This window comes from Pedobacter nyackensis (assembly GCF_900176505.1).
GTDB lineage: Bacteria > Bacteroidota > Bacteroidia > Sphingobacteriales > Sphingobacteriaceae > Pedobacter > Pedobacter nyackensis.
The window spans coordinates 1-12,711 of sequence record NZ_FWYB01000011.1; the positions used below are offsets into that span (position 1 = coordinate 1).

Genomic DNA, 12,711 nt, shown 5'->3' on the forward strand with positions numbered 1-12,711 from the left:
CTATCAGTATGACTGAAAACGGAGAAGCTTATGAGAACCCCATAGCCGAAAGGATAAATGGGATTCTCAAAACAGAATTTAAGCTTAATCGTATTTTTCAATCCAGGAGTCAAGCGATGCATGAGGTTGCTAAAAGCATTGACTCTTATAATCATCTTCGTCCACATATGAGTTGCGATTATCTCACACCAGTAATTGCTCATACTACTGAACAACCGTTAATTAAGCGGTGGAAAAACTGTAGAAAAAAGTATAATAGAACTAAAGAAAAACAATTAATTTTATAATTATTAACCCCTCTCAAAACTGTAAAGTAAAACCCGTATCAGACCAGGTGTATAGTTTTTTTAGGACGCGACAATAAAGCCAAGTTTATATCCTTGTTTTTGCTTTAAAATTTTTGCGAGTTTACTAAAATTACTTTATATTTTTCTATTCAGTATAATGGTTAACACAAAAAATGTTTAATTTCATCAAAGCATCCAAATATACCTTATGCCGGCAACAACATCTTTTATGGCTAATTCCTTCTTTAAAACTGTCTTGGAAAGCCGCTTTTCATTACTGAACACCAGGGCTAATAAAATTATTTTTACCATAATTGTTACGGTAATCAGTCTGCTTTTTATGTATACATTTGTGCCTTTTAACATCAACAGATGGTATGACGTAAGCAAACTTACCCTGTTTAAGATCTTCAGTACCTTTTCCCTTGCCGGAACCCTGACACTTCTGTTTACCCAGTTTGGTTTACGTAAATGGCTAAGATTGCAGCAGCTTACTTACGGACAATATTTCTTTTTTTTTATTGGAGAGATCATGATTTTAACATTTGGGATACTGGCCTGCGATTGGATTTTAGATAATCATCCGGATTTTACGCTATATAATTACCTGGATACATTCAGTTATGTTTTATTAATTGCTATTCCTCCATATGCTATTTCTTTACTCATTTTATTTGGTGCACAACAATATACCCTGGCGCATAACCTTTCTCAGGTAGCGACCGAGCCCAGGCAGCTTTCAGATAACCTGCTTATTGGCGATGAAAATGGAAAGATCATTTTAACCCTTCATCCCAATAATATTCTGTTCTTTAAATCTGAAGATAACTATGTTGATGTTCATTATCTGTTAGGGGGAGAGGTGAAAACTGAACTGATCCGCACTACGCTAAAAAAGATTGAATCAACCTGTAATTACGCTGGATTGATTAGGGTTCACAGATCATACACCATTAATATTAGAGCGCTTTCTTCTTCCAGAAAGACCAATAAGGGATATATACTTCAGTTTGATCCACTGCCCGATTTACAGATTCCGGTATCGGCCTCACATCAAAAAAAGTTTGAGGCATACCATCAGTCCATTCACCCCATTATAGCCTAGTTTCATCCCAAACAGCTGTTTGTCATCGTGTAAGGATGATTTTGTGATTTATATTGCATCAAGTAATCATAAACCAAAACCAAACACAATGAAAGTAACCCGACTATTTTTATTGATTCTTTCGCTCTTTTCATTCGGCAGTTTAAATGCCCAGGTGATTAAAGGGACGATTAAGAACAGCGCCACACTAGAAGGTGCTCCGGCGGTATCTGTTCATGTTAAAAATTCTTCGGAAGGCACTTACACAGATGATCGTGGAAGGTTTCAATTGACCATTAAAAAGAAATTTCCCCTTGTGCTGATCCTTTCCTCTATTGGTTATGAAACTAAAGAGGTTAATGTAGCAAGTAGTTCTGCCGCAGTTGAGGTGATGCTCAATCCAACTTCCATATTAGGGCAGGAAGTAGTCGTCTCCGCAAGCAGGATGGTGCAGAAGAAATTATCATCGCCGGTGACCATTGAGCAGCTTGGCAGTAAGGAAATCAGTAATTCGCCTCAGCTGAATTATATGGACATGATTCAGGGACTTAGAGGGGTCGATGTAACCGTGTCCAGTATTGGTTTTACCAGTATCTCTACCCGGGGATTTAACACCAGTGGTAATACGAATTTTACCCAAATTGTTGATGGAATGGATAACCAGGCACCGGGGCTTAACTTTCCCTTAGGTTCTGCCATTAGTTTAACGCAGCTAGATGTGGATAATGTAGAGTTGCTTTCAGGTGCATCATCTGCGCTATATGGTTCCAGAGGATTAAATGGAACTATGGTGATGACAGGAAAGAATCCTTTTAAATATCAGGGCTTAAGCGTATTGGTTACCCAGGGTGTGAACCACGTTAAAAATAGCAGAGATTATGATCCGGTAAGCGCTTCGCCCTATTACGATTGGACAATCCGATATGCTAAAAAGATCAATGAGAAACTGGCCTTTAAAGTTAATGGGCAATATACACGGGCAAACGATTGGGTAGCCACGGATAGTGCCAATAAAAATGGTCCTGGAACAAGATTTACAGACCCAAATTATAACGGGGCGAATTTTTATGGAGGAGCTACCAGTGTTGACATCAATCCGTTTTTGCAAGGGGCACTTGCAGGTGATCCATCACTCGCTCCACTTATTGACCCATTGCTTGTGAAGCCGAATTATGTTGCCAGAACAGGTTATCCTGAGTATGGTTATCTGGATAATAAAGCCCAGTTGCTTAAAGTAAATGCCGAATTAAGGTATAAGATCAATTCCAGGCTGGAAGCGATAGTATCAGGAACCTATGGTACCGGGAATATTGTATATACTAATGATACCCGATATCAGATTAAAGACTTTAAGGTTGGTCAGTATAGAGCGGAGGTGAGGAGTGAAAACTGGTTTGTACGGGCTTATACGACTTCAGAAAATTCGGGTAGAACGATCATTGCCGGACCTACGGCTCAGTTGATTAATGAAGGCTGGAAAACTAGTTATGATGGTAATGTGGGCGGCTGGTATCCGGAATATACCGGTGCTTTGCTTGCTTCGCTTGCAGGAGGAGCTCCCCTAAATGAAGCCCATTTAGCTGCCCGGGCTTTTGCTGATCAGGGACGTGCCGAACTGGGCTCCCCGGAGTTTAATGCATTAAAAGAGAAAATCTCTAATACGCCTATCTCTGAGGGTGGTACTTTATTCCTTGATCGTAGTAAATTATACAATGCTGAAGCACAATATAACTTTACAGATCTGGTGAAGTTTATGAGTGTGATTGGTGGCGTGAACTGGCGTTTATACAGTTTAAACAGTAAAAACACTTTATTCCCCGACAAAGGCAAGCCTATCAATGTAAAGGAGTATAGTGCCTATGTTCAGCTGGCAAAAAAAGTGGCGGCAGACCAATTAAGTTTGAGTACTTCTTTCAGGTATGATAAGAATACTTTGTTTGCCTCACCTAAAGTGACTTCAAGAGCTTCAGCGGTATACGAATTCATTAAAGAGAATTTTATCCGCTTTTCTTACCAAAATGCTTATAGCTTCCCTTCAAATATTCAGGCTTTGCAAAATACGCTTAATGGGACTAACAGCTATTCTTCAGGCGGATCTTCTTTATTGCTAAATGACAATTATCAATTTAATAAATATCCACCATATACGCTGGAAAGTGTGAGTGACTTTCAGGACTCTGGTAATGCTTCTGATTTAAAAAGGTTCGAATACAATGATATTAAACCACAATCGGTAAATGCCTTTGAATTGGGGTACGCAGCATTAATTGGAAAGCGTGTTATGTTTGATGTGCTGGGGTATTACTCTACCTGGAAGAACTTTATTGGCTACGCGAATGTTGCAAATACACCAGGGACCGATGATGTAAACGCATTTAAAGATCACAATACCTATGTGCAATATAACATCGCCTTTAATGGCGGACAAAGTGTAAATACTTATGGTTATGCCGCAAGTGTTAGTGTCGACTTGTCGCACAACTTTATGGCTAAGGTTAATTACTACTCGGACCACATCAAGAACAAAAACAACAGTCAGGTGAATAACTTTAATACGCCGGACTATCACGTTAATGTGGATTTTGGTAACAGTGGTTTCGGGAAGAAACAACAGTGGTCATTCGGAACCACCCTGCGTTATAAACCAGGTTATTTCTATGTTGTCTCAGGTGGTTTAGCTGAAGGGCAAGTACCTAGCTCGGCTGTTATAGATGCTCAGGTAAGTTATAAACTTATTAAGGCGCGCTCAGGAATTAGGTTGGGCGCCACAAATATAACCAACAGATACTATTCAACAGGGATTGCCAACCCAAATATTGGCGCTGTATACTATGTAACTTATGCCTATAACATTCTTTAACATGAAATCAATATCTTCATTATTAATCATCTTTGTTGTTGCTGCCTCCCTTTCCTCTTGTGTGGGGAATAGGTCTTTGAAAGAAGGAAGCTATAAAACTACCTTAACCTTTAAGCCTGGAGAAGAGCAGAAAATTGCTGAAGCCTTTTTATCCTTAAAAGACAGCACGCAGATTATATTAAAACAAGGCACTTATAAATTCGATAACTTAAGTATTGCTCAGGTAAATCACATTCTGATCCAGGGCGAGGGCTACGATAAAACCATTCTTGATTTTAAAGAACAAAGTCAGGGCGGGGAAGGCATCAGGGTAACCGATGTTAAAGGTTTTACTATCGACGGGATGATGATTCGCGATTCAAAAGGCGATTTGCTGAAGATCAATAAAAGCCGTGATGTAACAGTAACCAATCTGCATGCGGTTTGGAGTAAGGCTGATTCAACCAGTGGAGGCTACGCCATTTATCCGGTGATGTGTAAAAATGTCTTGATAGAAAACTGTTATACCGAAGGATCTTCGGATGCAGGTATTTATGTGGGGCAGACGGATAGTGCTATTGTAAGAAAGTGTAAAGCGGCTAAAAATGTTGCGGGTTGTGAAATTGAAAATACTTCCAATGCTCAGGTGTACGACAATGAATTTTATAACAATACAGCGGGTTTTCTGATTTTCGATCTGCCGGATCTTTCTAAGAAAGGGGGGCATGTTAAGGCTTATAATAATTACATCCACGATAATAATTTCAGGAATTTTGCAAAGGCAGGTAGTTTTGGAACCTCCTGGGGTGTAGGTAATGCATCGCCTGGTAGTGGTGTTATTATATTAGCAGCCTCGGATATTGAAATTTATAATAACCGGATCATTAATAACAACAGTTCGGCAATTACGATTGCTTCTGGCTTTGCGGTTGATGATAAAGCCGCAGAAAAAATAAATGCCAATTATTCGCCAATTTCTAAAAACATCAAGATTCACGATAATACGATAGAAATGGGAACTGCATTTCCTGAGCCGGCTTATGAACATCGTATTGGTAAAATCCTGGTGGCCGTTGAGCAGCAATTGAACGCCAGCGATCCTTCGAGGAAAAATAAGCGTATTCCTTTTATTATGTATGATGGTATCTCCAACAATATATTAACAAAAGGAACCGGGGTTAATCCTGATGGTATTTGCATTAAGCAGACGGGAGATAACCTGTTTGTAAACGCCGACTTTTTAAACATCAGTAACCCTAAAAACTGGAAACCTAATACCGACATCACTCCTTATCTCTGCAAGTAAACTTAGTATAAATGCGCACAACTTATATTTTAGGAATTCTTCTTTTTTTCTGCATCTCAGCTTCCCTGATCGGTGGTCAGGGTTGCAAAAACAAATCTGGTCAAAGTGGCCACGACAATGCTTTTGTGTTTAAGGAAAAGCTGTCTGATTATGGCTTTTTCAAAAATAAGCTGAATAAATTGGAAGCCAGGGAAGGTGTTTTGCCTTATGACATCAGCACCGCGTTGTTTACAGATTATGCCATCAAAGATCGTTTCATCGTATTGCCTGAAGGGTTAGCAATGAATTATACCAATGAGGGAGCGCTTGATTTTCCTGAAGGAACGATCATCATTAAGAACTTTGCTTATACCAATGTGAATCACGAAAAGATCATGATCGAAACCCGATTGCTGGTTAAAGATCCGGGGGATAAAAACTGGAAGGTGATGGATTATTTATGGAATAAGGAACAGACGGAGGCTGTCAAGCACATCACAGGAGCGAAGATTCCAATTGAATTGCTTGATAATAATGGGAATAAGCTATTGACTAATTATCAGGTACCTAATACGAACGACTGCAAGCGTTGTCACATTAAAGATGATGCTTTGATTCCGATTGGACCGAAGGCAAGAAACCTTAATGTTGTTGTTAGGGGACAAAGCACTAATCAGCTTAAAGCCTGGGCTGCGAAAGGAGTATTAAAGGGCTTACCAGAAGGGGGAGGAGTACCACAGCTGCCTGACTGGGCGGATGCAAAACGTTTTAGTCTGGAGCAGCGGGCCAGGGCATACCTTGATATCAATTGTGCGCATTGCCATACTAAGGGAGGCGATGCTTATAATACAGGTTTATTTTTAGAGTATGAACAAACGAATCCTAATCATCTGGGTATTAAAAAAGCACCTGTATCTGCCGGAGGAGGTGCTGGGGGATTAGATTATGATATTATACCAGGGGATGCTGAACATTCTATTTTGGCCTATAGGATGAATAGCACAGAGCCCGGTACAGCAATGCCTGAGCTGGCAAGGACATTGCCACATAAAGAAGGAATCCAATTAATCCGGGATTGGATAAACAGTATGGCGAAGTAATTCTTCGCTTTACTTTTTTATTTTTTTCAGGAGAGTCTCCACAATTCGAGGGTAATGCAGGTGTTCCAGTTGTTGCCCTTTGAATTTGACCATCTCCAGATTATCGCCTTTGTCGATGCGGTACTTAGCCTGGTAAATGTATTCTCCTTCATCGTAATTTTCATCTACATAATGTATGGTAATGCCTCCTTCGGCTTCTCCAGCTTCCATTACGGCATTGTGAACATTGTCGCCATACATACCTTTTCCACCAAACTTAGGTAAAATAGCAGGATGAATATTGACAATACGACCTGGGTATTCGACAATGAGATTTTTGGGAATCAACCACAAGAAGCCGGCAAGCACAATCAGATCAATCTCCAGATTTTTTAAAAGATCGATGATGTTGTCTGTCTGATAAAATTCATGTCTGTCGAACACATGAGAAGGGATTTCGAAATTATCTGCCCGTTGTAAAACGTAAGCATCAGGATTATTGGTTAGCACCAAAGCGATTTCGACTTCTGTGCTCTTTTTAAAGTGCTCCATTATTTTTTGAGCATTTGATCCTGATCCTGAGGCAAATATGGCGATGCGCTTCTTCATGAGGTTTCCGTTGGGTTTATTTGAGGTCAAAGATAAAAAATAATAACTATCAAGTGTAATTGTTCAGGCTTTGTAAAAAATGGTAAGGAGGAGAGAACATTTTGTGTTAAATGAAGTTATATTATTTAAACCTTATAAAAATAGCTTAATTATGGAATCAAATACCCGAAGGGATTTTATTAAGAATACTTTGACTGCTTCATTGGCGATTGCTATTGGAACCCCGATTTTATTGGGTGGAGAGGCCGCAATGGCCGCTGCAGTAACTGATGAAAAAGGTTCAGGTCTTGCTCCCTTGAAGTTTACGCAATTCCCTTTGAAATATACCTATAGTGCTATGGAGCCATACATTGATGCGCTTACCATGGAAATCCACTATACCAAGCATCATACCGCTTATATTAAAAATGTAAATGACGCTATTGCTGCCGAGAATATTCCTTATTCAACAATGAAGGAGTTTTTCGACAATGCCTCAAAGCTTTCGGCTAAGGCACGCAACAATGGTGGAGGTGCCTGGAACCACAATTTCTTTTTTGAGACTTTAAAGCACGGTCCTTCAGGCGGACCTCAAGGGAAATTAAAAGAAGGTATCGTTAAGGCATTTGGTTCGGTAGATAAATTTAAGGAGCTGTTCTCGGCTGCCGCGGCATCGCGCTTTGGCTCGGGCTGGGCATGGTTGGTGAATGATAAGGGGACTTTAAAGATCACCTCGACTGCCAACCAGGATAACCCTTTATTTGATAACGCCGAAATAAAGGGAGTGCCTTTGTTGGGACTGGATGTGTGGGAGCATGCTTATTATCTTAAATATCAGAATAAGCGGGCAGACTATATTGCCAATTGGTGGAATGTGGTGGATTGGGATGTGGTGGGCAAAAGGTTAGCATAGGAGCCCGGTAAGCGAGGAAGCAATAAACCTTTCTTTAGATTTGAGTTTAAAACCAGCAGAAATTATACCTTTGTCTGAAATAATTGGACAAAAAGCAATTATGTAAAAAATATTTGCATAATGCTTTTGTAATTTAAAAACATTAGTTCTATATTTGCAGTCCGAAAAAAGAAAGAAAAACAGAGCATTGCTCTAACTATAAAATACTTTAATAACAAAAAATGGCAAATCATAAATCTTCATTAAAAAGAATTAGAGCAAACGCAACTAAACGTTTACGTAACAGATATCAGGCAAAAACAACACGTACGTTTATCAAAAGATTGCGTGCTGCTGAAGATAAAAAAACTGGATTAGAATTACTTCCTAAAGTAGTTTCTATGCTAGATCGTTTAGCCAAAAAGAATGTTATCCATAAAAACAAAGCAGCTAACAACAAATCTAAGTTGACTAAATTTGTTAATGGCTTAAAATAAACATAGCTTTACAATATTATAAACGGGATGTGCTAACGCATATCCCGTTTTTTTTTGTTCAAAAATTTGAACTTGTAAAGATGAACCCTTACCAGGAGAAGATTGGCATAAAATTTTGGGCAGAAGCTGACAGGCCCCGTGAAAAGCTATTACTTAATGGCCGCAGGCACCTTACTGATGCAGAGCTGATCGCTATTTTAGTTGGCTCCGGTAGTAAAAATGAAACGGCGGTAGACCTCAGTAAACGGATTCTGTCATTTTATAACAATGATCTGGATGCGCTGGGAAAAGCTTCGGTAAAGGATCTTTCTAAATTTAAAGGAATTGGTGAAGCTAAAGCGCTCTCTATCGTTGCCGCACTGGAACTTGGAAGAAGGAGGAAAGAAACCGCAGGAGCTGAGCTCGATAGGATAACTACAGCCACAGAGGCCTTCGAGATCTTGTTGCCTGTGTTTGCAGATTTGAACCATGAAGAGTTTTGGATATTGATGCTGAATCGCGCCAATTATGTGATTGGCAAACAGCCAATCAGTAAGGGTGGGGTGACAGGAACAGTAGCAGATCCGAAAGTTATTTTTAAAACCGCACTGGAGCATAATGCTACTTATGTGATTCTGGCACACAATCATCCTTCCGGGAATTTGAAGCCCAGTCAACAGGATATCAACATGACTAAGAAAATGGTTGAAGCTGGCAGAGTACTCGATCTAAACGTACTGGATCATTTAATTATTACAGATAAATTATTTTATAGCTTTGGAGATGCAGGTTTAATTTAGATGCCCATAGCTTTCTGCTTTCAGCATTAAAATAATATCTTTGCGTTTTATAGAATAAAAATGAAGATATCATACAACTGGCTAAAACAATTCATTCAAACAGATAAAACACCACAGGAACTATCTTTGATATTAACCAATATAGGTTTAGAGGTGGAAAGCCTGGAAACAGTACAACCTGTTGCAGGTGGTCTGGATGGATTGGTAGTAGGTCATGTGTTGAGCTGCGTGCAGCATCCAAATGCTGATCGCCTACGCGTAACGACTATAAATGTAGGTGGACCTGAAGTTTTACAGGTTGTTTGTGGTGCACCCAATGTAGCCCAGGGCCAGAAGGTTGTAGTGGCAACTGTTGGTACTACCGTATATCCGAATTCAGGCGAGCCTTTCAAAATCAATAAGTCAAAAATAAGAGGAGAAGAATCTGTAGGGATGATCTGTGCTGAAGATGAGATTGGCTTAGGCGTTTCTCATGATGGTATTATGGTTCTTCCTGAAGACACTGTAGTGGGCACAACAGCGAAAGCTTATTTTAAATTGGAAGATGATTACCTTTTTGAAATTGGCCTTACACCAAACAGAGCTGATGCTGCATCACATTTAGGTGTAGCGAGAGATTTAGCTGCTTATTTCCGTACTAATATACAGATGCCTGATATTTCGGGCTTTAAAACTGATAACGAAGATTTACAAATCGATGTAAAGGTTGAAGATACAGAGGCTTGTCCTAGGTATAGCAGTGTTACCATTAGCGGTGTTACTGTTAAGGCTTCGCCAGACTGGTTGCAAGATAAATTGAAAGTGATCGGTATCAGACCGATTAACAATATTGTAGATATTACCAATTATGTTTTACACGATCTGGGTGTGCCATTGCATGCTTTTGATGCAGATCAGATCAAAGGAGGAGAGGTAAGGGTTAAGAAATGTGCAGAAGGAACTCTTTTTGTAACGCTTGATGGTGTAGAGCGTAAGCTTTCATCAGAAGATCTGATGATCTGCAATGCTGAAGAACCGATGTGTATTGCCGGCGTTTTTGGTGGTAAAAGCTCGGGCGTAAGCGAGAGCACTACTAATATCTTTTTAGAGAGTGCTTATTTTAATGCAGTATCGGTACGTAAAACTTCGAAAAGACACGGTTTAAAAACTGATGCTTCATTCAGGTTTGAGCGTGGTACTGATCCTGATATGACTGTTGTAGCTTTAAAACGCGCAGCATTGTTGATCGCTGAGCTAGGTGGTGGAACGATTGCCTCTTCGGTATCCGACCTTTACCCTAATCCGGTACAAGCTTTTGATGTAGCAGTAAGCTATCAAAATATTACTAAATTAATTGGTGCTGAAATCCCTGCGGAAGAGATTAAAGCTATTATTGTTGCATTGGGCATCGAAGTAGTTGCTGAAACTGCTGAGGGCCTGAGCCTGAAAGTCCCTGCTTTTAAAGTGGATGTAACACGTGAGTGCGACATTACTGAAGAAGTGCTTAGGATTTATGGTTACAACAATATTGAAATTCCAAGTAAAATAAATGCTTCTTTGTCTTATAGTTCGAAACCTGATAAAGAGCAAACTCAACATGTTATTGCTGATATGCTAACAGCAAATGGCTTTTTAGAGATTTGGTGTAATTCTTTAACCAAAGGTGTTTATTCAAAAAATCCTGAAGAAGCTGTACAGATCTTAAATCCATTAAGTTCGGATTTGAATGTGATGCGTCAGGAGTTGTTAATGCCAGCTTTAGAAAGTGTTGCTTACAATCAGAACAGGAAGACTGCTGATATTAAGTTTTATGAATTTGGTAAGACTTATCACCTGATTAATGAGAAGTATGTAGAGCGTCCGCGTCTATTGGTATTGCTTTCTGGTAGCAACCAGACTGAGCAGTGGAACCAAAAGCCAACATCGGTTAGCTTTTATCATTTAAAAGCTGCAGTGGATGCAATCATCGGCCGCCTGGGTATTACCGGTTATCAATCTGATGAAGTAAATGACGAGAGCTTTGCTTTCGGATTGAAGTATTTCAGAGGAGATAAAGTAATTGTGAGCTTTGGTGCGGCAACGACTGCGGATAAGAAGAAAGCTGATGTGGATAAGGATGTTTATTATGCAGACTTTGACTGGGCTTTGTTACTGGATATGGTAAGGAAGAACAAGATTGTTAACAAGGAGGTGTCTAAATACCCAGCGGTAAGAAGAGACTTGTCGATGTTGGTAGATACAGCAGTTACTTTTGATGCTTTAAAAACCGTTGCATTTAAATCAGAGAAAAAATTGATTAAAAATGTGCAGGTATTTGATGTGTATGTTGGCGATAAATTACCTGAAGGTAAGAAGTCATACGCGTTGAATTTTACCATTCAGGATGAGGAGCAAACCTTAACCGATAAGCAAATTGATGCAGTTATGCAAAAGATTATTCATAACTTAGCACAAACAGTAAAAGCAGAAATTAGAAAGTAAGAAATAAAAATATATTATTCATGTCATCAGTTGCAGATCAATTAACCTCAGTATTGCATAAAACTACCCGCTTAATGGAGCTTTGTAGTGCCTTGCAAGAAGAAAATGAGCTGCTTAAGCTGGAAAATGAATCAGTAAAAAGTGCATTTGATAAAGCGAAGACAAAGAATTCGGACCTTGAAGAAAAGCTTAGGGTGTTGAAGTTGGCGAAAAGTATCGAAGGCACAAGTGAAAAGACACTTGATATAAAGCAAAAAATTAACGATTTTGTGCGTGAAATAGACAAGTGTGTTGTATTACTTAAAAAATAAGTAGTACCTAAAAGTGAAACAAAGCTAAGAAATGGGAGAAATCTCGATAAAAATAACTATTTCCGATCGTATATATCCCTTAAAGGTTAGTACGGAAGAGGAAGAAATTGTAAGGCGGGCAGCCAAGATTATTAATGAGCGCATAAAGGACTATCAGGAAAATTATGCGGTTAGAGATAAACAGGATTTGCTATCTATGGCAGTACTGCATTATGCAACGGCAGTATTGAGGGTAGAGAACAAAGTCCAGAATCAGGACACTGCTGTTGCCGAGAAGGTGGAGGAATTGGATAGTTTATTAAACGGATTTTTTACAAAATAAGTACGTTCTTTATATAAGTTAAGATTAGCACGAAGATATAGCCGCAGCTACGTTTTTGAGTTTCACTATTTTTAAAACTTAACACTTCAATATTTATAGGATTAAGAGGGTGTATTTCATTTGCATTTATGTACCTGAAAATGACTCAAATCCTAATTATAATTAGTTGAGGTTTTTAAAACTTGGGGCTTGATAAATTTAGTTGCGGTTTTTTTTTGAAACCATTTTTATGGTTTTGTAACCAAAACAAACAAAGATAAATTAACGAGAAAAATAATCAGATAGGAT

The 12,711-nt window shown here is 39.1% G+C and carries 12 protein-coding genes; 11 read left to right on the forward strand and 1 reads right to left on the reverse strand.

From position 1 onward, the window contains the following. The 5 genes from B9A18_RS17625 to B9A18_RS17645 all read left to right on the forward strand — a co-directional run. Positions 1 to 287: integrase core domain-containing protein (locus B9A18_RS17625; protein WP_144009535.1), on the forward strand; the 287-nt coding region annotated here is incomplete at its 5' end. Positions 288 to 495: 208 nt separating this feature from the next. Then, entirely contained in the window at positions 496 to 1,392 is an 897-nt protein-coding gene (locus tag B9A18_RS17630; protein ID WP_084290873.1) for a LytTR family DNA-binding domain-containing protein, read from the forward strand. A gap of 88 nt (positions 1,393 to 1,480) precedes the next feature. After that, the gene (locus B9A18_RS17635; protein WP_084290874.1) at positions 1,481 to 4,231 is read left to right on the forward strand and encodes a TonB-dependent receptor; all 2,751 of its coding nucleotides are present in this window, start codon (positions 1,481 to 1,483) and stop codon (positions 4,229 to 4,231) included. A 1-nt stretch (position 4,232) separates the two neighbouring features. Then, positions 4,233 to 5,516: a parallel beta-helix domain-containing protein gene (locus B9A18_RS17640; protein ID WP_159452679.1), complete on the forward strand. Its 1,284-nt coding sequence runs from the start codon at positions 4,233 to 4,235 to the stop codon at positions 5,514 to 5,516. 11 nt (positions 5,517 to 5,527) lie between these two features. Beyond that, a complete protein-coding gene (locus B9A18_RS17645) occupies positions 5,528 to 6,595 on the forward strand; it encodes an SO2930 family diheme c-type cytochrome (protein ID WP_084290876.1) in 1,068 nt (355 codons plus the stop codon). 9 nt (positions 6,596 to 6,604) lie between these two features. Here B9A18_RS17645 and purN read toward each other — a convergent pair whose 3' ends face one another. Continuing rightward, the gene (purN, locus tag B9A18_RS17650; RefSeq protein WP_084290877.1) at positions 6,605 to 7,183 is read right to left on the reverse strand and encodes a phosphoribosylglycinamide formyltransferase; all 579 of its coding nucleotides are present in this window, start codon (positions 7,181 to 7,183) and stop codon (positions 6,605 to 6,607) included. 151 nt (positions 7,184 to 7,334) lie between these two features. On the opposite strand from purN, the gene B9A18_RS17655 reads away from it, so the two are divergent. The 6 genes from B9A18_RS17655 to B9A18_RS17680 all read left to right on the forward strand — a co-directional run bounded on the left by B9A18_RS17655 (position 7,335) and on the right by B9A18_RS17680 (position 12,423). Continuing rightward, positions 7,335 to 8,075, forward strand: coding sequence for a superoxide dismutase (locus B9A18_RS17655; RefSeq protein ID WP_084291013.1), 741 nt, complete (start codon positions 7,335 to 7,337; stop codon positions 8,073 to 8,075). A 221-nt stretch (positions 8,076 to 8,296) separates the two neighbouring features. After that, positions 8,297 to 8,551, forward strand: coding sequence for a 30S ribosomal protein S20 (gene rpsT / locus B9A18_RS17660; protein ID WP_084290878.1), 255 nt, complete (start codon positions 8,297 to 8,299; stop codon positions 8,549 to 8,551). Between the two features lie 80 nt (positions 8,552 to 8,631). Beyond that, the gene (radC, locus tag B9A18_RS17665) at positions 8,632 to 9,330 is read left to right on the forward strand and encodes a RadC family protein (protein ID WP_084290879.1); all 699 of its coding nucleotides are present in this window, start codon (positions 8,632 to 8,634) and stop codon (positions 9,328 to 9,330) included. 60 nt (positions 9,331 to 9,390) lie between these two features. Next, a complete protein-coding gene (gene pheT / locus B9A18_RS17670) occupies positions 9,391 to 11,790 on the forward strand; it encodes a phenylalanine--tRNA ligase subunit beta (RefSeq protein ID WP_084290880.1) in 2,400 nt (799 codons plus the stop codon). 20 nt (positions 11,791 to 11,810) lie between these two features. Then, the gene (locus B9A18_RS17675; protein ID WP_084290881.1) at positions 11,811 to 12,101 is read left to right on the forward strand and encodes a hypothetical protein; all 291 of its coding nucleotides are present in this window, start codon (positions 11,811 to 11,813) and stop codon (positions 12,099 to 12,101) included. Positions 12,102 to 12,132: 31 nt separating this feature from the next. Further along, entirely contained in the window at positions 12,133 to 12,423 is a 291-nt protein-coding gene (locus tag B9A18_RS17680; RefSeq protein ID WP_084290882.1) for a cell division protein ZapA, read from the forward strand. Positions 12,424 to 12,711 lie beyond the last annotated feature (288 nt).

Excerpts from the sequence above, each read along its gene's own strand:
- B9A18_RS17630 (WP_084290873.1), top strand. The coding sequence starts at position 496 with ATGCCGGCAACAACATCTTTTATGGCTAATTCCTTCTTTAAAACTGTC.
- B9A18_RS17635 (WP_084290874.1), top strand. The coding sequence starts at position 1,481 with ATGAAAGTAACCCGACTATTTTTATTGATTCTTTCGCTCTTTTCATTC.
- B9A18_RS17640 (WP_159452679.1), top strand. The coding sequence starts at position 4,233 with ATGAAATCAATATCTTCATTATTAATCATCTTTGTTGTTGCTGCCTCC.
- B9A18_RS17645 (WP_084290876.1), top strand. The coding sequence starts at position 5,528 with ATGCGCACAACTTATATTTTAGGAATTCTTCTTTTTTTCTGCATCTCA.
- purN (WP_084290877.1), bottom strand. The coding sequence starts at position 7,183 with ATGAAGAAGCGCATCGCCATATTTGCCTCAGGATCAGGATCAAATGCT.
- B9A18_RS17655 (WP_084291013.1), top strand. The coding sequence starts at position 7,335 with ATGGAATCAAATACCCGAAGGGATTTTATTAAGAATACTTTGACTGCT.
- rpsT (WP_084290878.1), top strand. The coding sequence starts at position 8,297 with ATGGCAAATCATAAATCTTCATTAAAAAGAATTAGAGCAAACGCAACT.
- radC (WP_084290879.1), top strand. The coding sequence starts at position 8,632 with ATGAACCCTTACCAGGAGAAGATTGGCATAAAATTTTGGGCAGAAGCT.
- pheT (WP_084290880.1), top strand. The coding sequence starts at position 9,391 with ATGAAGATATCATACAACTGGCTAAAACAATTCATTCAAACAGATAAA.
- B9A18_RS17675 (WP_084290881.1), top strand. The coding sequence starts at position 11,811 with ATGTCATCAGTTGCAGATCAATTAACCTCAGTATTGCATAAAACTACC.
- B9A18_RS17680 (WP_084290882.1), top strand. The coding sequence starts at position 12,133 with ATGGGAGAAATCTCGATAAAAATAACTATTTCCGATCGTATATATCCC.